The following is a 21,289-nucleotide window of genomic DNA, read 5'->3' on the forward strand; positions in this document are numbered from 1 at the left end:
TGTTCATTCGATCGTGAGAGGGGGGACGCTCTGGCGGCTGCCGGTCTTGCAGGCGTCGAGTACGGCGAGCGCGCCCGCCAGGGACTGGACGCCATCCAGGGCCGTGGCCGCAGGCTCGCCGCGGCCCAACATGGCTTCGCAGAATGACGCCACACCACGTGCATACAGGCTTTGGTGGTCGATGGCGATGACCTGTTCGCCCTCGGCATTGCGCAGGATGACTTCGCCCACGGGTTGCTGGGTCATGACATTGCGTCCTATGAGCGACCCTGCTTCGCCGTGGTATTCCACACCAGTGCCAGCGTGCTTGACGGTGAACGCGTCATGCACCTGCGCCAGCACGCCGTTGGCAAAGCGCAGCACGGCCATGGCGCCATCCTCCAGCCCCTCCTTGGCCATGGCGGCGGACTGGGACATGCCCACGACCTCCACCAGCTCGCTGTCCAGCGTGAAGCGCAGGGTATCGATGTCATGCACCGTGATGTCCAGAATGACACCGCCGCCAGCCTGGGGCTTGTCCAGACGCCAGCCCTGCAGATGCGGCGGCAGATAGACCGCGTGGAACACGCGCGCGAACAGAGGCCGGCCAATGGCGCCTAGGCGGATCAGCTCACGCATCTTGCGGTGGGTGGCGGCGTTGCGCAGGTGGTGGTTGGTGGCCATCACCACGCCCGCCTGCTGGCAGGCCCGCACCATGATCAGGGCATCTTCCGTGGTCAGCGCCAGAGGCTTTTCACACAACACGTGTTTGCCTGCCGCCGCTGCGGCCAGAACCTGGTCGCGGTGCAGCTCGTTGGTAGTGCTGATGTAGACCGCATGTACGTCCGGGTCGGCCAGCAGTGCGTCCAAGGAACTGTAAGCGCGCGGTATGCCCAGGTCATGCGCAAACTGATCGGCGCGCTCCTGCTGACTGCTCATCACCGCCTGTACGCGATGGCCGGCTTGGGCACGGATGGCATCGACCATGTACTGGCGGGCGATGGTGCTTGCGCCTATGAGGCCCCAGCCGGTAGTAGCTACTTGTTGGTTCATTTTGCTTTTTGCCGTATGCTTATTGGAACGTTGCAATAGATGAATTATTGGAACGTTCCAAAGCATTTGACAAGTGTTAATTCAAGAACCTAGGGAAAACACCAATCCGCCATGGCTACCAGACCACCGAGCACGCGCACCATCACCATCGTCGATGTGGCTGCCGAAGCCAATGTTTCCAAATCCACCGTCTCCCTGGTGCTCAAGGGCAGCCCGCTGATCAAAGGAGAAACAGCAGATCGCGTCAAGGAGGCGGCACAGAAGCTGGGCTACGTCTACAACCGGCGCGCCGGGGAACTGCGCGGCAAATCCTCCAACGCCATTGGCGTGGTCATCAATGATCTGATGAACCCCTTCTTTGCCGAGATCCTGGTGGGCATAGAACGCAAGCTGGTGGAAGCCGGTTATGTGGTTCTCATGGCGCATACGCGGGAAGACGTTGCGCTGCAGGACAAGGTGCTGCAATCCATGCGTGAGCAGCATGCCGCCGGGATCATGCTGTGTCCGGCACTCAACACGCCGCGCTCCATTCTGAAAACCGTCCAGAGCTGGGGCATCCCGCTGACCGTGTTTGTGCGCAATCTGGGGCCTGGAAGCTACGACTTTGCCGGCGGGGACAGCGAGCGCGGCGTCTACCTGGCCACCACCCACCTGATCGAGGCCGGGCACAAACGCATCGGCTTTCTGGGTGGCCAGAACGGCGTGGTGTTTACGCAGCGACTGTCCGGCTACAAGCAGGCGCTACAGGCCCATGGCATGGAATTCAAAGAGGAGTTGGTCATCCATGCCAACCCCAACCGGGAGGGCGGCCACCAGGCCATGAACGCCTTGCTTGCCATCACCCCACCCGTTACCGCAGCGGTGGGCTACAACGACATCGTGGCCTTTGGCGCTTTGTCGGCACTGGGCGAAAAAGGACTGCGGGCTGGCTCCGATATCGCCCTGTTCGGCTTCGACAACGTGCTCGACTCCGCCCACTCCAATCCACCCCTGAGCACGGTGGACATACGTCCCAGCGAGCTGGGCGAACAGGCGGCTTCCATCCTGCTGCAGCGCATTCAGAACCCGAATGCCAAGCGCATGATCTACACCTCGGCTCCGGAGCTGGTGATTCGCCAGACCGGCTGAACAAAGGGGTGTGGTCCAGCGGCCCAAAGCGGACCATTTGGGCGATAGCCCCAGCCGCTTTACACCATTGACACGAACAATTAGCACTCTCTATACAGGAGTGCTAATATCATGCAATGAACACAAGGAGTTCTGCTATGACTGCTTCCCTGACCGTCCCAACCAACGCACTTTCGGTGGCCAACCCCTGGTCGCTGGTGCCACCGCTGGGCAATCTGGACGCCTATATCTCTGCGGCCAACCGCCTGCCTATGCTCACCCTGGAAGAAGAGCAGGAATACGCACGCAAGTTCAAGCAGGATAACGATCTCGAAGCCGCCGGAAAGCTCGTGCTCTCGCACCTGCGTCTGGTGGTCTCCGTGTCCCGTCAGTACCTGGGCTACGGACTGCCCCACGGCGACCTGATCCAGGAAGGCAATGTGGGCTTGATGAAGGCGGTCAAGCGTTTTGACCCCGATCAAGGCGTGCGCCTGGTGAGCTATGCCATGCACTGGATCAAGGCCGAAATCCACGAATACATCCTGAAAAACTGGCGCATGGTCAAGGTGGCCACCACCAAGGCCCAGCGCAAGCTGTTCTTCAATCTGCGCTCCATGAAGCAACGTTTCAAGAGCGACGACGCGGCAGCCGACCTGGGCACCCACCGCGACACACTGAACCCCGAGCAGATCGACGCCATGGCGCGCGAACTCAACGTCAAGCCGGAAGAAGTGATCGAGATGGAAACGCGGCTTTCCGGCGGTGACGTGTTGCTGGACCCCAGCCCGTCTGACGACGGTGAAGACGCCTTTGGCCCTATCGCTTACCTGACCGACACCAACCACGAGCCGGTGGCCATGATCGAAGCGCGTCAGCGCGACATTCTGGCAACCGACGGCATTGCCACGGCACTCAACAGCCTGGATGCACGCAGCCGCCGCATCGTGGAAGAGCGCTGGCTCAAGGTCAATGACGACAACTCCGGCGGTATGACACTGCACGACCTGGCCGCCGAATACGGTGTCAGTGCCGAGCGCATTCGCCAGATCGAGGTGGCAGCCATGAAGAAGATGAAGACGGCGCTGGCCGCCTACGCCTGATCACCTAGCAACATAAAACAAAGCCCCCGCAGCCCTGAACTGCGGGGGCTTTTTTTCATGCCCTGCGCGTTTACGCGCCTTTGAGCAGGGTCTGGATGTCCTTGATCACCGCATCCTTGGGGCTGCCGTAGCGAGAGAATAAACGCAGTTGCCCTTTGGGGTCGTAAATGTAGCTGCCCGCCGAGTGGTCCATGCTGTAGCTGGTGGGCGTCTTGCCTTCCACCTTCTTGTAGTACACCTTGAAGTCCTTGGCTACTTGCTCCAGCTTCTGGGGCGGCGCGTAGAGAGCTAGGAAGGTCGGATCAAAGTTTTCCATGTAGGCTTTGAGCAGTTCCGGGGTGTCGCGTTCGGGATCAACCGACACAAACAGCACCTGCAGCTTGTCGCTATCGGCGCCCAGCGCCTTTTTGACCTCGGCCATGTCGGCCATGGTGGTGGGGCACACGTCGGGACATTGGGTATAGCCAAAGAACATCACCACCACCTTGCCGCTGAAGTCCGTCAGGTGGCGCAACTTGCCGTTGTGGTCGTTCAACTCGAAAGCTTTGGCGTAATCGGCGCCGGTGACATCCACCGCGGAGAAGGAAGGTTTGGACTCGAAGCAGCCCCCCAGCAGCACGCTGGTAGCAAGAAGGGTTGCAGCGGCCAGGCGCTGCAGGGTTTGGCGTTTATGGGTCATAGAGCCGTCAATCAAAGCAGATAGTGGTCCAATAGTAGCGCCGCGAACAGGGCGCTCAGGTGGATCAGGGAAAAACGGAAGGTCTTGCGCGCCAGCTCATCCGAATAATTGCGCAGCAACTTCCAGCCATACCAGCAAAAGCCCACGCTCAACGCCACGGCCACGGCCAAGTACAGCCAGGAGCTCATGCCGTAGACAAATGGGAGCAGACAGGCCGCAAACAACACAAAGGTGTAAAGCAGGATGTGCAAGCGGGTGAATTCGCTGCCGTGTGTGACCGGCAGCATGGGCAATCCGGACTTGCGATAGTCTTCCACGCGGTACAGCGCCAGGGCCCAGAAATGCGGTGGCGTCCACAAAAAGATGATGAGAAACAGGATGATGGCTTCGGGCCCTACGTCACCCGTCATGGCAGCCCAACCCAGCACCGGCGGCATGGCACCAGAAGCGCCGCCGATCACGATGTTCTGCGGCGTCAGCGGCTTGAGAATGACGGTGTAGACGACCGCGTACCCGACAAAGGTGGCAAAGGTCAGCCACATGGTCAGCGGGTTCACCCATAAGTACAACAACGTTGAACCCGCGATGCACAGGATGGCGGAGAACACCAATGTTTGCGTGTCACTCAACTGCCCGCGCGCCGTGGGCCGCCACGAGGTGCGTTTCATCTTGGCATCGATTCCTTTTTCCACGATGCAGTTGAAGGCGGCAGCAGCTCCCGCCACCAGATAGATTCCCAGACAGGCCAGTGCCGCCACGCCGACCTGTGCTGCACTGGGAACACCAGGAACAGCCAGCACCATGCCGATGAGCGCGCAAAACACAATGAGCTGAATCACGCGGGGTTTGGTCAGCGCATGGAACTGGCGCAGCACCGTCATATTGATCATGTAGAAGTTCGCAATCATTCAGTCACCTTTGCCTTGCACAGCGCAAGCATCCACACCAGCGCAGCCACCATGCCGGCGGCTCCACCGGTATGCGAAATGGCGGCCGCCATGGGCCAGCCCAGCACCACATTGCTCAATCCCGTGGCCAGTTGCAACAAGACCAAAGCCCCCAGCCAGCGGGCTGGTCTTTGCAACAGATCGTCTTTGCGCAGCCACCACGCCAGTGTGGTCAGAGCCAGTGCGGTGACCATGGCCAACAGGCGATGGGCCACGTGTATCGCAGTCATGGCCTGAAAGCTCAGGACGGTACCATCGGCGCTTTCGCCCAGCGGGCGCCAGATTTCAAAGCCACGCGCAAAGTCCATGGTCGGCCACCACTGTCCCTGGCAGCGTGGAAACTCGCTGCAGGCCAGCACGGCATAGTTGGTGCTGACCCAGGCGCCTGATGCCGCTTGAAGCACCAGTAGCGCGAGTGCTGCCGCGATCCATCGCGGCGCCACGGACGGTGCGGTGCGCGGACCGGAAGTCGACATGGCCGCGCCTTGCAGCGTCAGCAGTGCCAACAGGAAATAGGCTCCCAGCAAATGCAGGCTGACGATGGCGGGAAAGAGCTTCATGGTCACAGTAAGCGCGCCAAAGGCACCTTGCACACAGACCCAGACAAAGGTGAATGTAGGCAACCAATCTGCCCATGCAATGCGACGCTTCGCCCGTCGGATGGACATCCAGGACATGACCATCAGCACTGTGATGAGTGCACCTACCGCCGTGGCCAGATAGCGGTGCACCATCTCGACCCAGGCCTTGGACACGGTGACCGGCCCGCTGGGCATTTCGGTCTGTGCAGCATGGATGGGCGCATGTGCGGCCAAAGGACTCGCTTCACCGTAACAGCCCGGCCAATCGGGACAACCCAGCCCGCTGTCGGTGAGTCGGGTAAATGCGCCAAACAGGATCAGATCCAGCGTGAGAAACAGCGTCACCAGGGTCAAGGCGCGCAGCCGTGCTCCGGGAGCGGCTTGCTGGTGACGCAAACCAATCCAGGCGACTGGCGCCAGTGCCAGTAGCAGGCCCAGGATCAGGATGGGCAATACCGGCGCAAGGTTGTAGAGCGGAACCGCCATGGGATTCAGGGACGACCAGCCTTGTCCCAACCTTCGGAACCGCGCATCAAACGTTCCAGGTCCTTCTTGATCTTAGGCGCAGTTTTCAGGTCCACTTCAGGGGCGAAGCGCATCATCCAGTTGCCCATGGGATCCACCACGTAAAGATGGTCTTCCAGCTGGGCGCCAGCTTGCGGAGCCAACCATTGCGCCAAGGCGGCCTTGGGGACGCGTATCACCGTGGCGCTGCGCAAGGCGGGCTGCAGTGTGTCTGCAACCGGTGCTTCATCGTCCACCAGCCAGACCCAGTCCACGCGGTCCTTGTCCTTGCCCAGACCTTCGCGCAATTGCCGTTGGAAATACAGGCGGTTGGTGCAGGCGGCATCGCACGCGCCGCCTGCCACGCTGACCAACAACCATTGGTCCTTGAGCGTGCGCAGATTGACCGGCTTGCCGTCCAGTGAGGTTCCCATCACGTCAGGCAGTGGCCTTTGCGGGTCGATCAGTTCGCCGTAATTGCGACGGCCGTCGGGACGCACCACGTAATAGGTGAAATAGGAAGCGACCACCGGTGCGGCACAGATCAGAAACACCAAGGCCATCTTCCAGCGCCCCACCCGGGTACGCGCAGCTGGATCAGCGGCAATCTCGGACGGTGTGGGCATGGAGTACACGGTCAGGCCCAGAGGCTGGTCTTCTTGCGGACTATCACTATGCATGAGGCTTCGAATCCTTGGAGCGGAAGTAAAGAGGTTTGAGAAACTGGAACCAGAGATACAGCAAGGCCATCAAGGCGGCCATACCAAACCACTGCAGGGCATAGCCGTAATGCTTTTCTACCCCTAGATTGACTGCGGGCCAGGCGCGTTGCAATCCTTCGCTGCCGGGCCCCGTCTGAACCAATGTCACGGAAAGAAGCGGCAAACGGGTTTGTGCCCGGTACTGCTCCATGTTCAGATTCTGCCGTATCGGGGTCGTGGCGGGGCTGCCAAGCTCGAATAGCTTGCTGGGGGGTGGGGCAACCCGCCCTTCCACCGTCACCCAGCCGGCTGGTGTTTGCACCGCTGGCAGGGCGTCGCGCTGCTCAAAGTTGCGTGGGGCCCAGCCCCGCTGCACCACAATGGCCTGCTTGTCACCGTCCAGCATCAAGGGAGTGAGGACGAAAAAGCCCACCTTGCCATCCATTTGCCGGTTGTCCAGATAGACGGTCTGATCGGCCATCCAGTGCCCGCGCAGCTGCGCGTGCTCATGAATCAATACGCTTGGATCCGGGCTTGCAAGCAGTGTGGGCGTATCCAGGTAGTGCTTGGCACCTTGCGCATCCATGCTGGCCTGCAATGCCTCCTTTTCGGCCGCCCTGTGCAATTGCCAGCGCCCCAGGGAGCCGGTCACGCCGATGCCGACAACGGTGGCCAGTGTGATCCAGAAAAACCGCAGCCTGCTATTCACGGGATAATCGCCAGCATGTCATACCTTGTTGCACTGGTCTTTCTGGCCATTATTGCCAGCCTTGCGGCAGCGCTATTCTTCATGCTCCGAGGTGGAAGCCAGAATCCTGCGGACAAATCCAAACGCATGGCACGTGCCTTGGCGCTGCGGGTGGGCTTCTCGGTGCTGTTGTTCCTGTGCATTCTGCTGGCCTGGATGATGGGCTGGATCCATCCTACAGGCATACAGAGCGGGCAATAGAACTGTTGAGCAAGTGAAGGGACACCAATCAAAAAGGCACCGCGCGCGGTGCCTTTTTTTGGGGAGCTGCTGGACTTAGAGCCAATACACCAGAACATACAGTCCCAGCCAGACCACGTCCACGAAGTGCCAGTACCAGGCCGCCCCCTCAAAACCGAAATGGTTGTCGGCGCTGAAGTGACCCTTTTGCAAACGCAGGGTGATGAACAGCAGCATCAACATGCCCACCAGAACGTGGAAACCGTGAAAGCCAGTCAGCATGAAGAAGGTGGAGCCGTACACGCCGGAGCTGAGCTTGAGGTTCAGCTCAGTATAGGCATGGTGGTATTCATAACCCTGAACGCACAGGAACGTGATACCCAGCAATACCGTCATCCACATAAAGCCGATGGTCTTGCTGCGCTTGCCAGCCAGCAAGGCATGGTGTGCAATGGTCAAGGTAACGCCCGAGCTCAGCAGCAAGGCCGTGTTGATGGTGGGCAGGGGCCAAGGGCCCATGGTGGTGAAGGGTTCCACAGTTCCTGCAGGAGAGGCTGTCACGCCGGCAGCCAAGCTGGGCCAGACCGCCTTGAAGCCGGGCCAGAGCATGGAGTTGTCCAGGCTTCCCAGCGCAGGCACCGAGTGCGAACGGGCCCACCACAGTGCAGTGAAGAAGGCGCCGAAGAACATCACTTCCGAGAAGATGAACCAGCTCATACTCCAGCGGAACGACAGATCGATCTTGCGACCGTACTGACCGCCTTGGCTTTCCTTGATGGCATCACCAAACCACTGGTACAGAACGCCCAGCCACCAGATCAGGCCAGCGAACAGCGAGTACTTGCCCCATTGAACACCGTTGACCCATTGGCCTGCACCCAGAATGACAAAAAACAGGCCGAGTGCCGCCATGGCCGGATGACGCGATGGCCCGGGTACGAAGTAATACGGTGTTGATCCGTGTGTCGTTGAACTCATTTCGGCTCCATTCCTTCTTCTTAAAAACGTTTCAGCGATAGCGCCCTATTTGGCGACCACCCAATTGACCAAACCAATCAGCGACACCACAAACAGCAGCACCGCCACGAACCCAACCAACACCACATGCACTGGATTGACCTTGGCCAGATCATCCTGATAGCCCTTGCGGCTGCGTATGCCCAACAAGGACCATGCGACCAGCTTGATGCTGCGCGCAAATGAAGTTCGCTGCGCCGGAGCAGATGGCGGTTCGCTGGCCATCAGGTTCCCAATCCCGCAACAGGTGCTGGCTTGACACTGGCCACAGGAGCCGGTGGTGTGCCACTGCCCACTTCAAAAAACGTGTACGACAAGGTGATAGTCTTGACGTCCTTGGACAGCTTGGAGTCCACCACAAACACCACCGGCCAAGTTTTCTTTTCACCCGGTTCCAGCGTGTACTGGTTGAAGCAAAAACACTCCACCTTCTGGAAATGCGCTTGCGCCTGCATAGGCGCGTAACTGGGAATGGCCTGCGCCGACATGCGACGGTTCTGCACATTCTGGAATTCGTACATTACCGTGGTCAGTTCACCCGGATGCACTTGCACCGAACGCTGCGCCGGTTTGAACTCCCAGGGGCCGCGCGAATTCGCATCAAACTCGACCGTGATGGTGCGACTCAAGTCGACCTGGGTGTTGGCCGCCACCTGGGCTTTCACTCCGGGGATGGACTGCTCACCCAGCGCCAACACGTTGATTCCGGTCAGCTCACAAATGGATTTGTACAGCGGCACCAATCCATAGCCGAATGCGAACATACCTGCCGTGACCACGGCAAGCTTGCCCATCATCTGGCGGTTGAGTCGCTGCAGATTCATCGCTCAATGGCCCAGCAGAATCATCTTGGCCATGAATCCCACAAAGAAGACCGCAGCCACAGACGCCAGGATCAGGCCCATGCGCAGATTAGCCTTCTTTTGCTCAGGAGTTTGTGCCATGGCTCAACCAATCACGCGGGTTGCAGTGGCGTCCAGTTTGGGCGGGTTTTCAAAGGTGTGGAAAGGAGCCGGTGAGGGAACTTCCCACTCCAGGCCTTCGGCGCCTTCCCAGGGTTTCTGGGGCGCTTTTTCACCCTTGCCACGCATGGTGGGCACAACGATGAAGAAGATGAAGAACACTTGTGCCAGACCAAATGCAAAGGCGCCAATGGAAGCCACAGCATTGAAGTCGGCGAACTGCATGGGGTAGTCAGCATAGCGACGTGGCATGCCGGCCAGACCCAGGAAGTGCATGGGGAAGAAGGTGACGTTGAAAGCAATCAGCGACCACCAGAAGTGGATCTTGCCGCGTGTCTCGTTGTACATCACACCGGTCCACTTGGGGCTCCAGTAGTAGTAGCCGGCGAACATGGCATACAGGGAGCCGGCCACCAGCACATAGTGGAAGTGGGCCACCACGTAATAGGTATCCTGCAACTGGATGTCGATAGGTGCCATGGCGCAGATCAGGCCGGTGAACCCACCCATGGTGAACACGAAGATGAACCCCACGGCAAACAGCATGGGCGTTTCAAAGGTCATGGAACCGCGCCACATGGTGGCAATCCAGTTGAAAATCTTCACCGCGGTAGGTACCGCAATCAACATGGTGGCGTACATGAAGAACAGCTGGCCCGTCACCGGCATGCCGGTGGTGAACATGTGGTGCGCCCAGACGATGAACGAAAGAATGGCAATCGAAGAGGTGGCATACACCATGGAGGCATAGCCGAACAGACGCTTGCGGGCAAAGGCCGGAACGATCTGGCTGATGATGCCGAAAGCCGGCAAGATCATGATGTACACCTCAGGGTGACCGAAGAACCAAAAGATGTGCTGATACATCACCGGGTCGCCGCCACCAGCCGGATTGAAGAAGCTGGTGCCGAAGTGGCGGTCCGTCAGCGTCATGGTGATGGCACCGGCCAGCACAGGCATGACGGCAATCAGCAGGTAAGCGGTGATCAACCAGGTCCAGGCGAACATGGGCATCTTCATCAGCGTCATGCCGGGAGCGCGCATGTTGAGGATGGTCACGATGATGTTGATCGAGCCCATGATGGAAGACGCGCCCAGGATGTGCATCGCAAAAATGCCGGCGTCCATGCTGGGGCCCATTTGCAGGGTCAGCGGCGCATACAGCGTCCAGCCCGCAGCGGGTGCGCCGCCGGGCATGAAGAAGGAGCCTGCCAGCATCAGAGCCGCAGGAATCATCAGCCAGAAGCTGAAGTTGTTCATGCGGGCAAAGGCCATGTCACTGGCGCCGATCTGCAGCGGGATCATCCAGTTCGCAAAACCCACGAAGCCCGGCATGATGGCACCGAACACCATGATCAGACCGTGCATGGTGGTCAGCGAGTTGAACAGCTCGGGGTTGACGAACTGCAGCCCTGGCTGGAACAGCTCGGCACGGATCAGCAACGCCAGCACCCCGCCGATCATCAGCATGGTCAGGCTGAAGATCATGTACAGCGTGCCGATGTCCTTGTGGTTGGTTGCAAACACCCAGCGACGCCAGCCCGTAGGGGCGTGGTGATCGTCATGGTGCTCATGGGCGTGATCGTGGTGGCCTAGAACTGCGCTCATTGTTTCTTCCTTCTCAATTCACTTCATGGGGCTTGCGTTGGTTGCCGAAGGCAACTACTTGCGCAAGGCCATCACGTCGGCAGGCTGCACCAGCTGACCGGTTTTGTTGGACCAATGGTTCTTGGTATAGGTGATCACGGCTGCGATCTCGGTGTCGTTCAGAGTCTTCCAAGACGGCATGGCACCATTGTTCTGGCCATTGAGCAGCACCTGGATCTGCTTGGACTTGTCTGCGTCCAGCACCACGGCCGCGCCATCCAGAGGCTTCACCGTGCCGCCGCCCTTGCCGCTGGCCTGGTGGCAGGACACGCAAGCACCCGGCGTGTAGTAAACCTTTTCACCACGTGCCATCAGATCTTCCAAGGTCCAGACCTTGGTCGGATCATCTGCCTTGGCTGCCATCTTCTTCTGTTCGGCCCCAACCCAGGCAGTGTAGTCTTGGGCGGACAGCACCTTCACGTGAATCGGCATGTAGGCGTGCTCCTTGCCGCACAACTCGGCGCATTGGCCATAGAAATCACCCGTCTTCTCGGCACGGAACCAGGTGTCACGTACAAATCCGGGGATGGCATCCTGCTTGATGCCAAAAGCTGGCACCATGAAGGCATGGATCACGTCGTTGGCGGTGGTGATGATGCGGATCTTCTTGCCCACGGGAACCACCAAGGGGTTGTCCACCTTGAGCAGGTAATCGTTGACGACCTCGCCCTTCTTGGGGCCGCCGTTGTTGGACATTTCGCGCTGCTCCACGTCCAGCGTGGAAATGAAACCGATGCCCTCGCCTTCGCCCTTAAGGTAGTCGTAACCCCACTTCCACTGCATGCCAGTGGCCTTGATGGTGAGGTCGGCATTGGTGGTGTCCTTCATGGCGACCACCGTCTTGGTAGCCATCAGACCCATGACCACCACAATGATGAAAGGTGCAGCCGTCCAGGCAATTTCAACCGCCACGCTTTCGTGGAACAGCGCAGCCTTGTGGCCCACAGACTTGCGGTGCTTCCAGATGGAATAGAACATCACGGCAAATACCGCAACGAAGATCACGACGCAAACGATCAACATGAACCAGTGCAACCACGCCTGATCTTCAGAAATTTTGGTCACACCCTGGGTCAGGTTCAACTGGTTAACCGACGGGCCTCCCGGCAAATCTTCGACCGCGCGTGCCAGCGTGAATGCTGCCGACCCGGCCCAAGCGGTGGCTGATATCAAAGCCGTCGCCAACCAATTGAAAACGCTCTTCATCGTTCGTACCTCTGTGTGCTGCTGCGTGCCGTCTCACTCACTGGCGTCCCTTAGCAGTTGTCGGGACTCAATCACTTGATTGCCAGAAATTCTTTCGGGCGATTGTAGCCCAGCAGACCGCCCCCTAAGGTCAACGTAAGGCGCTTATGTCAAGCACGAAAGTCAATGGGAGTGGAACTAAGGTTTGATCTTGCGCAATGATTGGCGCAATTCATCCAAAGAGACCCGTGTTTCAGGGCGAACCGGCATGCGCGCTGCGGGTTTGAAGGCATGTCCATAGATCACTTCGAAGGTCAGCGTGAGGCGACCATCCGGCCCCCTCAATTGCCGCTCCAGTGCCTCGCTTAAGGAGCGGCGCCAATTGCGCCCGCGCAAGGCCGCAAACCGGTCTATGTGCAAATTACGCCCCAATCCACGTAGCTCCGCAAGCAGGGTTTCCCCAGTGGAGTAACTGAGTGTGATGTGCTCCATATCCATGATCGGTTCGGCAAATCCGGCGTGCACCAGCATGTCGCCCCAGTCGTGCATATCGGTAAACGCATGACTGGGCGGCGCCCACCCCAGTGCCTCATAGACCGTGCGCAGCTCACGCAGCGTATCGGGCCCCAGGCAGGAGAACATCAGAAAGCCGTCCACCTCCAGTGCGCCATGCCAGCGCTGGATCAGGGCCTGCGGATCGGCATCCATGTGCAGCGCCATGTTGGCCCACAGCATTTGCACCGGCTGCACAGGCGCATCAAATTGGACCCCGGCCTGCAACCAGCGGGCTGGGCGCCACCAGGCCTGCTGCAAGTGCTGCTGCGCCAGCTTCACTTGCGCAGGCGTTTCCTCCCGCACGTAGCTGTGGGCCTTGGGGTAACGGCGAACCAGCTGCTCATGTACCTGCCGCCCACCTTGCAGCGGCCCCCAGTGCATCCAGCTTGCGGGGGTACGGACTATCCATTGCAGACGATCCTCCATGCGCCGCGCCACTTCCTCGTGCAGCCAGGGCGATTCGGTGGGCAGATGGCGCGCCCAGCGGCTGGCGGCCGTCGGGTCTATGGAAGGAGGGCGTTTGGTGTTCATCGTTCTCGCAAATGGCTGAGGATCAGTATATTGGCGCCATGTTTCGCCAGTTGCTTGCCGGGATATCCCGCCACATCCCCAGCCAGTGTGCGGTCTGTCACGCCTGGCCGACGCGGGCAATTTGCGAACCCTGCGTACAACGCTTCGGGCAACCGGTGCATCGCTGCCCCACCTGCGCATGCTCCTTGCCCGATACCCTGATGCAATGTGGCACTTGCGTGGCAGAGCCGCCGCCATTGGATGCCGTTCTGGCCGCCGTGACCTATGACTTCCCATGGGCGGGGTTGATCGTCCAATTCAAGTTTCACCAGGGCACAGGATGGGCTCCCGGTTTTGCCGCACTGATGCGCAGCATGCCCTGGGTCGAGCCCGCTCTGGATTGCGCAGACTGGGTGCTCCCCATGCCACTGTCACCGGCGCGACTGCAGCAGCGCGGCTTCAATCAGGCCCTGGAGCTGGCACGCGGTCTGGGCACCTCCAAACTGCAACACGACGTACTGCTTCGGATCAAGGAAGCCCCGCCACAAAGTACTTTGCCTCGCAAGGAGCGGTTGACCAACGTACGAGGCGCCTACGCCTTGGCGCCCGAATTCGCGCCTGCCGCCAAAGGCAAACGCATTGTCCTGGTGGATGACGTCATGACCACTGGCGCTTCCCTGCACGCTGCAGCACGGGCGTTACGCCGCGCGGGTGCGACACACATCACTGCCATCGTACTGGCCCGTGCGGAATAATCGGGCATGTTCAATATCGTTCTCGTAGAGCCGGAAATCCCCCCAAATACCGGCAACATCATCCGCCTGGCGGCCAACACCGGATGCCATCTGCACCTGGTGGAGCCGCTGGGCTTCTCCATGGATGACAAACACATGCGACGTGCAGGCCTGGACTACCACGAGTACGCCGACCTCAGCCGCCACGCCGACTGGTCAACCTTTCTGCAGTCGGCTCAACCCGATCCTGCACGGACATTCACCTTGACGACACGCGGAACGCGTAGCCCGTTTGACCTGGCCTTCCAGGCAGGTGACTGGCTGGTGTTCGGCTCCGAGACCAAAGGCTTGCCCGACAGCGTGCGTGCGTTCTTTGAACCGCAACAGTGCCTGCGCCTGCCCATGCGTGAGGGTCAGCGCAGCCTGAATTTATCCAACGCAGTTGCCGTCACCGTCTTTGAAGCCTGGCGCCAGAACGGTTTTGCCTGAAGTCGGCATAAGTCCTCAACGCTGGTCCAGCCACTGGCCGATCGGCTCCCATAGCTCCAGGTCACGTTCGACCTTGTGGGGAGCCACATCAAACAGCGTGAGCCCCTGGGCCGTCAGATGGATGAAGTTCTGGGTATCGCGAACGTAGCCCACCATGGGCAGCCCAATGGACTGCACAAACTCTGCGAGCTTGTCTGCGGCAATAGTCCGAGCATCTACCCGCATGCCGATGATGCCGACCCGGGCCTTGGCCGCGTGCGAATTGGCGGCCAGCTCGTCCAGAAAAGCACGGGTGGCATACATGTCAAAAATGCTGGGTTGCAGCGGCACCAGCACTTTGTCCGCCAGCTTCATGATGTCCTTGAACCGGCGGCCGTGTAGCCCGGCGGGAGTATCCAGCACCACGTGGGTAGTTCCTTTAGGGGGCTTGGCGACGTTCTCGCTGTCAAACTCCCACGTGCTGATGGTGCGGGCTGAAGGCGGGCGCAAACTCAGCCAAAGCCTGCTGGACTGCTGCCGGTCGGCATCCCCCAGCATGACCGCATGCCCCTTAGACGCGAAATAACCAGCGACCTGGGTCGAGAGGGTGGATTTCCCCACACCTCCCTTGGGATTGGCAACGACAACCACCGGCATAACCACCTCCGTAGCAATGAATGTAATGCCCTAATGGTACGAGTTTGATATAGGACAGTGGTTTGCCCACGCCCTTTAACCGAGGTCATGCTACGCTTGCCCCCCATGTTCAGCCCCTCCCAAGAAGACGTCCGTCGCTTTTTCTGCGAAACCTTCGCCAAGGCTCGCGAGGGCAAGCCGCTGGAGGCGATCGAAATCATCGCCGCCCGCTGGATGGACGAACACCCTGAATACCACGCCGACTTTGCGGATGTTGACGCTGCGCTGGCCTCCATGTCCACCGTGAATGCCGGACGCACCAACCCGTTCTTGCATCTGTCCATGCACCTGTCCATCAGCGAGCAGTGCAGCATTGATCAGCCGCGTGGAATCCGGCAGGCCGTGGAGCTATTGACGCACAAGCGCAACTCCTTGCACCTGGCCCACCACGAAGCCATGGAATGCCTGGGCAAAATGCTGTGGGAAAGTCAGCAGGCCGGTCGACCGCCTGACGGCGACAGCTATATCGCCTGCATACAACGCCACGCCACAAAAGACTGACAGAGGCCTATGGAATCCTTTCAATGGGATCAGTGCTTTGTCACCGGCCAGGCCATGGTGGACGAGCAGCACCACTACTTGGTTGACCTGATCAACCAGTTTGGCGACCTGCTGATGCAGCCGGAAGGCGCAAGCGCACAGGAAATCGAAGCCCTGTTCGGAGAGCTCACGCGCTACACCCAATACCACTTCAAGGAAGAAGAGGCATTGATGACCGGCGCGGGCCTCGATCCGATCCAGCTGAGTCACCATCTGAGAGAGCACACTCAATTCCTGAGCGATCTCGACCACATGCATGCGGAAGTCGCGGGCAACCAGTCCGAGGCTGCACACGCGTTGCTGCAATACCTGGCCAACTGGCTGGCGTATCACATTCTGGGCTCAGACCAGATGATGGCCGGAGCCATTCGCGCCATTGCCGAAGGTGTGCCGCCGCACGAAGCCTACCTCGCCTTTCATAAGAACAGGGACCCAGCCACTGCTTTGCTGCTGCAGGCCATGAACCGGTTGATCGAGCAGGTATCCGAGCGCAGCCGTGCCCTGTTCGAGCTCAATCAGACGCTGGAAGCCCGCGTCAGGGAGCGGACCCAGGCGCTCTCTGACATGAATGAGCAGTTGGAAAGCATGGCCATGACCGACGTGCTCACGGGTCTGCCCAACCGCAGGCACGCCATGCGCATTCTGGACACCGAGTGGAAGAAAGCACAGGCAACGGGGTCCGCCCTTTCCTGCATGATGATTGACGCGGATGGCTTCAAGAGAATCAACGACACCTGCGGTCACGATGCTGGCGATACGGTGCTTCGCACCCTGGCGCGCTGCATGACGGAGGCTGTGCGCAATGACGACGTGGTATGCCGCCTGGGTGGAGATGAGTTCCTGATTGTGTGCATGAACACCAACCTGCAAGGCGCCCTGACCTCGGCCGAGAAGGTGCGCGAAGAAGTCTCTGCTCTACGAGTGCACGCGGGTGGGGGTGAATGGCTTGGTAGCGTCAGCATTGGCGTGGCCCACGTCAACCCGGAACTGCAATCACAAGGCGTTGATGCGTGGCTGAAAGCTGCCGATGCAAGCGTTTACCTGGCTAAGCGTCGTGGCCGCAACTGTGTGGCCACGGTACAGGATCACTTCGCCTGAATGAACAGGGGCAGAAGCCCCCCAATGCATCCTTAGCGGAAGCGGCTTTCGGGAACCGTCTTGAGCTCGCTTGGCAGGCTACCAACGTAGGCTGCTAGTTCCTTGAGCTCCGCGTTGGAGAACTGCTTGGCTACGCCGCCCATGATGGCGTTGCCGCGACCCACTTGTGCATTGCCTTCGGCCTTGTAGGACTTGAGCGCGACAAACAGATAGTCGTCATGCTGACCGGCAATGCGCGGGTAGCTGGGATCGATCGGGGCGCTGAAGCTGGCGCCGTGGCAGGAGGTGCAATTGCCCTTGGCAACCAGCTCGGCCGCCTTGCCAGTTGCTGCGGGCGCTGCTGCCAGTGCGGCGGCGCCTTCCACCACACCATTGGTGGAATAGAAAGCCGCCAGATCAGCGATGTCCTGGTCCGTCAGGGAAGCCGCAATGCCGCGCATGGTCGGGTGCTTGCGATCACCTTTCTTGTAGGCATTGAGCGCGCTGGCAATGTACTTGGCACTTTGACCGGAGATCTTCGGCACCTTGTGCACTTCGGGGAAACTGGCCTGGTAGCCGATGATGCCGTGGCATCCAATGCACATGGCGTTTTTCTTGGCGCCCGCCTTGGCATCACCTTGGACTTCCTGCGCTTGCGCAGTCACGAGGGTCACACAGGAGACAAGCGTGGCAGCTACGATCAAGAGAAGTTTGTTCATTTTGCAGAGACAATCCAAGAGTGATTGGTATAAATTGACTGGGCGGATTATATCGACCCACCCCCGCCATTTGCACAACGTTTGATCCCGATCAACCCTAATGTTTCTAACTTTGCTATGAAATTTACCGGCTCCCCCAATTACGTCGCCACGCAGGATCTGATGCTGTCGGTGAATGCCGCCATCACCCTGCAGCGCCCGTTGCTGGTCAAGGGCGAGCCCGGCACCGGCAAAACCATGTTGGCCGAAGAGGTGGCGATGGCATTGAAGATGCCGCTGCTGCAGTGGCACATCAAGTCCACCACCAAAGCCCAGCAAGGCCTGTACGAGTATGACGCAGTCAGTCGCCTGCGCGATTCGCAGCTGTCGGACATCGATGGCGGAGAGCGTGTCAAAAACATCCACAATTACATTGTCAAGGGCGTGCTGTGGCAGGCCTTCACTTCCGAGCAACCGGTCGCCCTGCTGATCGACGAGATCGACAAGGCCGATATTGAATTCCCCAACGACCTGTTGCGCGAAATCGACCGCATGGAGTTCTACTGCTACGAGACGCGCGAGCTGATCAAGGCCAAGCACCGCCCCCTGGTGTTCATCACCTCCAACAACGAGAAGGAACTGCCCGACGCCTTCTTGCGCCGCTGTTTCTTCCACTACATCAAGTTCCCGGATGCCACCACCATGCAAAGCATCGTGGACGTGCACTTTCCTGGCCTCAAGCGCGAACTGCTGAATGCCGCCATGAAGACCTTCTTCGAGATCCGCGGCCTGCCAGGACTCAAGAAAAAGCCTTCCACCAGCGAACTGCTGGACTGGCTCAAGCTTCTCATGGCCGAAGACATCCCGCTCGAAGCCCTGCATGGCAAGGATGACAAGACGAGCATGCCGCCCCTGGTAGGCGCACTGCTCAAGAACGAACAGGACGCCACCCTGTTTGAGAAGCTGATGTTCATGCAACGCAACAACCGATAAGACACCCACCATCCCAACACAAGGAATCGCCATGGCATTTGTAGAGCCCGTCAACCTGTCCGCCCGCGGCGTGGAACTAGTCCCCCTGTCCCTGGAGCACGAAGCCGGTCTGCGCGCCGCCGCCGCAGACGGAGAGCTCTGGAACATCCGCGTCACTTCCGTGCCCGAACCCGAGCAGACCCGCAAATACATTGAAGACGCCTTGGCCATGCGTGAAGCAGGCAACCGTTTTCCCTTTGTTGTGATTGAGTCTTCCACCGGCAAGGTGCTGGGTAGCAGCAGCTACCACGACATCGTGCCCGCCGTAAAACGCGTGGAAATCGGCTGGACCTGGTACGCCAAGAGCGTGCAGCGCAGCCATGTGAACAGCACCTGCAAACTGCTGCTCATGACCCACGCCTTTGAAACCCTGGGCTGCCACGTGGTCGGATGGCGCACGGACAACTTCAACTTCGCCTCGCAGGCCGCCATTGAGCGCCTGGGCGCCAAGAAGGATGGCGTCTTGCGCGGCCACGCATTGCGCCGTGACGGCACCATCCGCGACACCGTGATGTACAGCCTGCGCAGCGGCGAGTGGCCCGAAGTCAAGGCGCAGCTGCTGCATTCGCTCAACAAGCCACGCGGCTGAGGACAGCCCTCACGCACCATGCTGCTCGACTTCTTCTACACCCTGCGTGCGGCCAAGCTGCCAGTCTCCGTCAAGGAGTACCTCACGCTGCTGGAGGCGTTGCAAAAAGGCGTGGTCGGCCCCCGGTCGGCAGCGCCTGGCAGCGACGAGGACGGCAACGGTTATCAGGTGGACGACTTCTACTACCTGAGCCGCACGGCGCTGGTGAAGGACGAGAAGCACTACGATAAGTTCGACCGTGCCTTTGCGGCCTACTTCAAGGGTGTGGAGCTGGTGACCGATTTCACCCAGGACATTCCACTGGAATGGCTTCGCAAGAACCTGGAACTCAACCTCAGCCCCGAGGAACTCGCCAAGATCGAGAAGATGGGCTGGGACGAGCTGATGGAAACGCTCAAGAAGCGGCTGGAAGAACAGAAGGAACGCCACGAAGGCGGCAACAAGTGGATAGGTACCGGCGGCACCTCGCCCTTTGGCGCCTACGGCCAGAACCCCCAGGGCATACGCATAGGCCAGGACAAGAACCGCAACAAGAGCGCGGTCAAGGTCTGGGACCAGCGCGCCTACAAGGACTATGACGACACCCAGGAGCTGGGCACGCGCAACATCAAAGTGGCGTTGCGTCGCTTGCGCAAATTCGCCCGCGAAGGCCATGAGGAAGAGTTGGACCTGGACGAAACCATCAGCAAGACAGCGGCCAACGCCGGCTATCTGGACATCAAGATGCGGCCCGAACGCCACAACAACGTCAAGGTGCTGCTGCTCATGGATGTGGGCGGCACCATGGACGAGCACATTGCGCGCGTGGAAGAGCTATTCAGTGCGACAAAGACCGAGTTCAAGCACCTGGAGTTCTACTACTTCCACAACTGCGTGTACGACTTCATGTGGAAGAACAACCGGCGCCGCTATGCCGAGAAGTTCGAGACCTGGGACATCATCCGCAAGTACAACAAGGACTACAAGCTCATCTTCGTGGGCGACGCCACCATGAGTCCCTATGAGATCCTGCAGCCCGGCGGCAGCGTGGAATACAACAACGAAGAGGCCGGAGCCGAGTGGCTACAGCGCCTGACCCACGCCTTCCCCAAGTTCGCCTGGATCAACCCCGAACCCCAGGGCGTATGGCAATACCGCCAGAGCATTGCGCTCATCCAGCAACTGGTCAGCCAGCACATGTTCCCGCTCACCCTCAAGGGCCTCGAAGATGCCATGCGGCACCTGAGCAAATAACGCGACGGCTTTACTTGCCCGGCATCACCCCGTCGAGGGCCCCGCCTGGGCACAACCGCGGGGAAAGCTGTGTACAAACCGCACAGACCTGTGGATAACAGCGCATTTCTCCACCTTCTTCTGGAATTTGTTCTAAATTGTTGTCGATCTCCGGATACGCATTGACAAGACAACCCGCTGGTGAAATATTCCCCCTTACGAAAGAGAATTGCCGAGGTCCTTCCGAGTGCCAGTGGGCGTCAAGGTTTGCAACTGAGTGCAAGCACCCGGCTCCCAGCTGTTTGAGGTCAACCAACCCACTTCTGAGAGGTGATGCGCCATGCTTGACAACAATTTCGCTTTTGCGGTGGTTCGCTCAAAGTACCCCCATGTCGGGAATTTGATCGAAGAGCACTGGGAAGAGCCGGACTTCGGCGCCGTGATGGATGAATTGTTAAATCCGGACCCCAGACGCCAGGGGTTCCCCAGTGCCGTGTTCAACGCCCTTCGCTCTTTGGCGCTCATGCACGAAATGGAAGTCATCCACGCCGCACGCCAAGGTGAACATCCGCAGCTGATCCTGAATCTGGAACATTGACCGGGTTGGGCAGGCGCTTTGCCCACCAGTCGTGAACGTACTTGGTTGGAGCTTGCGATGGGGTGCGACTGCGTGAGACGGTCCGGTGGTCCCAACAACAGGAATCGAACCTGTATCTGAGTCTTAGGAGGACCCCGTTCTATCCATTGAACTATGTCGGGAGACAGAGCTGGATTGTAGCCAGACTGCT

At 59.4% G+C, this 21,289-nt stretch carries 26 protein-coding genes and 1 tRNA gene; 11 read left to right on the top strand and 16 right to left on the bottom strand.

The annotated features are described in order from the left end of the window. Positions 1–3: 3 nt before the first annotated feature. On the bottom strand, positions 4–1,032 hold the full coding sequence (locus AC1RMF_RS22225) for a Gfo/Idh/MocA family protein (RefSeq protein WP_493144415.1): 1,029 nt from the start codon (positions 1,030–1,032) through the stop codon (positions 4–6). Positions 1,033–1,143: 111 nt separating this feature from the next. On the opposite strand from AC1RMF_RS22225, the gene AC1RMF_RS22230 reads away from it, so the two are divergent. Further along, on the top strand, positions 1,144–2,160 hold the full coding sequence (locus tag AC1RMF_RS22230) for a LacI family DNA-binding transcriptional regulator (RefSeq protein WP_493144417.1): 1,017 nt from the start codon (positions 1,144–1,146) through the stop codon (positions 2,158–2,160). Between the two features lie 137 nt (positions 2,161–2,297). Beyond that, positions 2,298–3,239 carry an RNA polymerase sigma factor RpoH gene (gene rpoH / locus AC1RMF_RS22235; RefSeq protein WP_493144419.1) on the top strand — a complete coding sequence of 314 codons (942 nt, stop codon included), beginning with the start codon at positions 2,298–2,300 and terminating at the stop codon, positions 3,237–3,239. 70 nt (positions 3,240–3,309) lie between these two features. Here rpoH and AC1RMF_RS22240 read toward each other — a convergent pair whose 3' ends face one another. Genes AC1RMF_RS22240 through AC1RMF_RS22260 form a run of 5 tightly spaced genes read right to left on the bottom strand, consistent with a single transcriptional unit; the run spans position 3,310 to position 7,360 of the window. Then, a complete protein-coding gene (locus tag AC1RMF_RS22240) occupies positions 3,310–3,918 on the bottom strand; it encodes an SCO family protein (RefSeq protein WP_493144420.1) in 609 nt (202 codons plus the stop codon). 11 nt (positions 3,919–3,929) lie between these two features. Further along, positions 3,930–4,826, bottom strand: a complete 897-nt coding sequence (gene cyoE / locus AC1RMF_RS22245) for a heme o synthase (protein WP_493144422.1) — start codon at positions 4,824–4,826, stop codon at positions 3,930–3,932. Beyond that, complete coding sequence (locus tag AC1RMF_RS22250; protein ID WP_493144423.1) at positions 4,823–5,932, bottom strand: COX15/CtaA family protein; 1,110 nt, start codon at positions 5,930–5,932, stop codon at positions 4,823–4,825. Before AC1RMF_RS22250 ends, cyoE begins: the two co-directional genes overlap by 4 nt. Positions 5,933–5,937: 5 nt before the next feature. Continuing rightward, complete coding sequence (locus AC1RMF_RS22255) at positions 5,938–6,630, bottom strand: redox-active disulfide-containing membrane protein (protein ID WP_342620875.1); 693 nt, start codon at positions 6,628–6,630, stop codon at positions 5,938–5,940. Further along, on the bottom strand, positions 6,623–7,360 hold the full coding sequence (locus AC1RMF_RS22260; RefSeq protein ID WP_493144425.1) for an SURF1 family protein: 738 nt from the start codon (positions 7,358–7,360) through the stop codon (positions 6,623–6,625). Before AC1RMF_RS22260 ends, AC1RMF_RS22255 begins: the two co-directional genes overlap by 8 nt. A gap of 15 nt (positions 7,361–7,375) precedes the next feature. Between AC1RMF_RS22260 and AC1RMF_RS22265 the strand changes: the two genes are divergently transcribed. Next, the gene (locus tag AC1RMF_RS22265; protein ID WP_342620873.1) at positions 7,376–7,600 is read left to right on the top strand and encodes a twin transmembrane helix small protein; all 225 of its coding nucleotides are present in this window, start codon (positions 7,376–7,378) and stop codon (positions 7,598–7,600) included. A 75-nt stretch (positions 7,601–7,675) separates the two neighbouring features. On the opposite strand, the gene AC1RMF_RS22270 is transcribed toward AC1RMF_RS22265, so the two are convergent. The 7 genes from AC1RMF_RS22270 to AC1RMF_RS22300 form a co-directional block, all read right to left on the bottom strand. Next, positions 7,676–8,557, bottom strand: a complete 882-nt coding sequence (locus AC1RMF_RS22270; protein ID WP_342620872.1) for a cytochrome c oxidase subunit 3 — start codon at positions 8,555–8,557, stop codon at positions 7,676–7,678. 45 nt (positions 8,558–8,602) lie between these two features. After that, the gene (locus AC1RMF_RS22275; RefSeq protein WP_342620871.1) at positions 8,603–8,821 is read right to left on the bottom strand and encodes a DUF2970 domain-containing protein; all 219 of its coding nucleotides are present in this window, start codon (positions 8,819–8,821) and stop codon (positions 8,603–8,605) included. Then, positions 8,821–9,420 (bottom strand): cytochrome c oxidase assembly protein, encoded by a 600-nt coding sequence (locus AC1RMF_RS22280; protein ID WP_493144426.1) that lies wholly within the window; start codon positions 9,418–9,420, stop codon positions 8,821–8,823. The genes AC1RMF_RS22275 and AC1RMF_RS22280 overlap by 1 nt, the downstream gene beginning before the upstream one ends. A 3-nt stretch (positions 9,421–9,423) precedes the next feature. Beyond that, positions 9,424–9,540: a cytochrome oxidase small assembly protein gene (locus tag AC1RMF_RS22285; protein WP_342620869.1), complete on the bottom strand. Its 117-nt coding sequence runs from the start codon at positions 9,538–9,540 to the stop codon at positions 9,424–9,426. A 3-nt stretch (positions 9,541–9,543) separates the two neighbouring features. After that, a complete protein-coding gene (ctaD, locus tag AC1RMF_RS22290; protein WP_342620868.1) occupies positions 9,544–11,166 on the bottom strand; it encodes a cytochrome c oxidase subunit I in 1,623 nt (540 codons plus the stop codon). Between the two features lie 54 nt (positions 11,167–11,220). Beyond that, positions 11,221–12,411 (bottom strand): cytochrome c oxidase subunit II, encoded by a 1,191-nt coding sequence (gene coxB / locus AC1RMF_RS22295; RefSeq protein WP_493144428.1) that lies wholly within the window; start codon positions 12,409–12,411, stop codon positions 11,221–11,223. Between the two features lie 177 nt (positions 12,412–12,588). After that, positions 12,589–13,476 carry a methyltransferase domain-containing protein gene (locus tag AC1RMF_RS22300; protein ID WP_493144429.1) on the bottom strand — a complete coding sequence of 296 codons (888 nt, stop codon included), beginning with the start codon at positions 13,474–13,476 and terminating at the stop codon, positions 12,589–12,591. Between the two features lie 185 nt (positions 13,477–13,661). On the opposite strand from AC1RMF_RS22300, the gene AC1RMF_RS22305 reads away from it, so the two are divergent. Next, positions 13,662–14,210 carry a ComF family protein gene (locus AC1RMF_RS22305; protein ID WP_493144431.1) on the top strand — a complete coding sequence of 183 codons (549 nt, stop codon included), beginning with the start codon at positions 13,662–13,664 and terminating at the stop codon, positions 14,208–14,210. Positions 14,211–14,216: 6 nt separating this feature from the next. Then, positions 14,217–14,678 (top strand): tRNA (uridine(34)/cytosine(34)/5-carboxymethylaminomethyluridine(34)-2'-O)-methyltransferase TrmL, encoded by a 462-nt coding sequence (gene trmL, locus AC1RMF_RS22310; RefSeq protein ID WP_493144432.1) that lies wholly within the window; start codon positions 14,217–14,219, stop codon positions 14,676–14,678. 15 nt (positions 14,679–14,693) lie between these two features. Here the strand turns inward: trmL and AC1RMF_RS22315 are convergent, their stop codons facing one another. Then, a complete protein-coding gene (locus tag AC1RMF_RS22315) occupies positions 14,694–15,314 on the bottom strand; it encodes a ParA family protein (protein ID WP_342620863.1) in 621 nt (206 codons plus the stop codon). A gap of 105 nt (positions 15,315–15,419) precedes the next feature. Between AC1RMF_RS22315 and AC1RMF_RS22320 the strand changes: the two genes are divergently transcribed. After that, positions 15,420–15,854, top strand: coding sequence for a DUF1841 family protein (locus tag AC1RMF_RS22320; protein WP_493144434.1), 435 nt, complete (start codon positions 15,420–15,422; stop codon positions 15,852–15,854). A 9-nt stretch (positions 15,855–15,863) separates the two neighbouring features. Then, a complete protein-coding gene (locus AC1RMF_RS22325; RefSeq protein ID WP_493144436.1) occupies positions 15,864–16,991 on the top strand; it encodes a GGDEF domain-containing protein in 1,128 nt (375 codons plus the stop codon). A gap of 32 nt (positions 16,992–17,023) precedes the next feature. On the opposite strand, the gene AC1RMF_RS22330 is transcribed toward AC1RMF_RS22325, so the two are convergent. Continuing rightward, positions 17,024–17,689 carry a c-type cytochrome gene (locus tag AC1RMF_RS22330; RefSeq protein ID WP_342620860.1) on the bottom strand — a complete coding sequence of 222 codons (666 nt, stop codon included), beginning with the start codon at positions 17,687–17,689 and terminating at the stop codon, positions 17,024–17,026. Between the two features lie 117 nt (positions 17,690–17,806). On the opposite strand from AC1RMF_RS22330, the gene AC1RMF_RS22335 reads away from it, so the two are divergent. The 4 genes from AC1RMF_RS22335 to AC1RMF_RS22350 all read left to right on the top strand — a co-directional run bounded on the left by AC1RMF_RS22335 (position 17,807) and on the right by AC1RMF_RS22350 (position 21,099). Further along, complete coding sequence (locus tag AC1RMF_RS22335; protein WP_342620859.1) at positions 17,807–18,661, top strand: AAA family ATPase; 855 nt, start codon at positions 17,807–17,809, stop codon at positions 18,659–18,661. A gap of 31 nt (positions 18,662–18,692) precedes the next feature. Next, entirely contained in the window at positions 18,693–19,289 is a 597-nt protein-coding gene (locus tag AC1RMF_RS22340) for a GNAT family N-acetyltransferase (protein WP_342620858.1), read from the top strand. Between the two features lie 18 nt (positions 19,290–19,307). Next, on the top strand, positions 19,308–20,522 hold the full coding sequence (locus tag AC1RMF_RS22345) for a vWA domain-containing protein (RefSeq protein ID WP_493144438.1): 1,215 nt from the start codon (positions 19,308–19,310) through the stop codon (positions 20,520–20,522). A 319-nt stretch (positions 20,523–20,841) separates the two neighbouring features. After that, a complete protein-coding gene (locus AC1RMF_RS22350; RefSeq protein WP_342620856.1) occupies positions 20,842–21,099 on the top strand; it encodes a hypothetical protein in 258 nt (85 codons plus the stop codon). Between the two features lie 86 nt (positions 21,100–21,185). On the opposite strand, the gene AC1RMF_RS22355 is transcribed toward AC1RMF_RS22350, so the two are convergent. Next, positions 21,186–21,260: transfer RNA gene (locus AC1RMF_RS22355), tRNA-Arg, on the bottom strand. Between the last annotated feature and the right edge of the window lie 29 nt (positions 21,261–21,289).

Source organism: Rhodoferax sp. GW822-FHT04A08 (assembly GCF_058801025.1).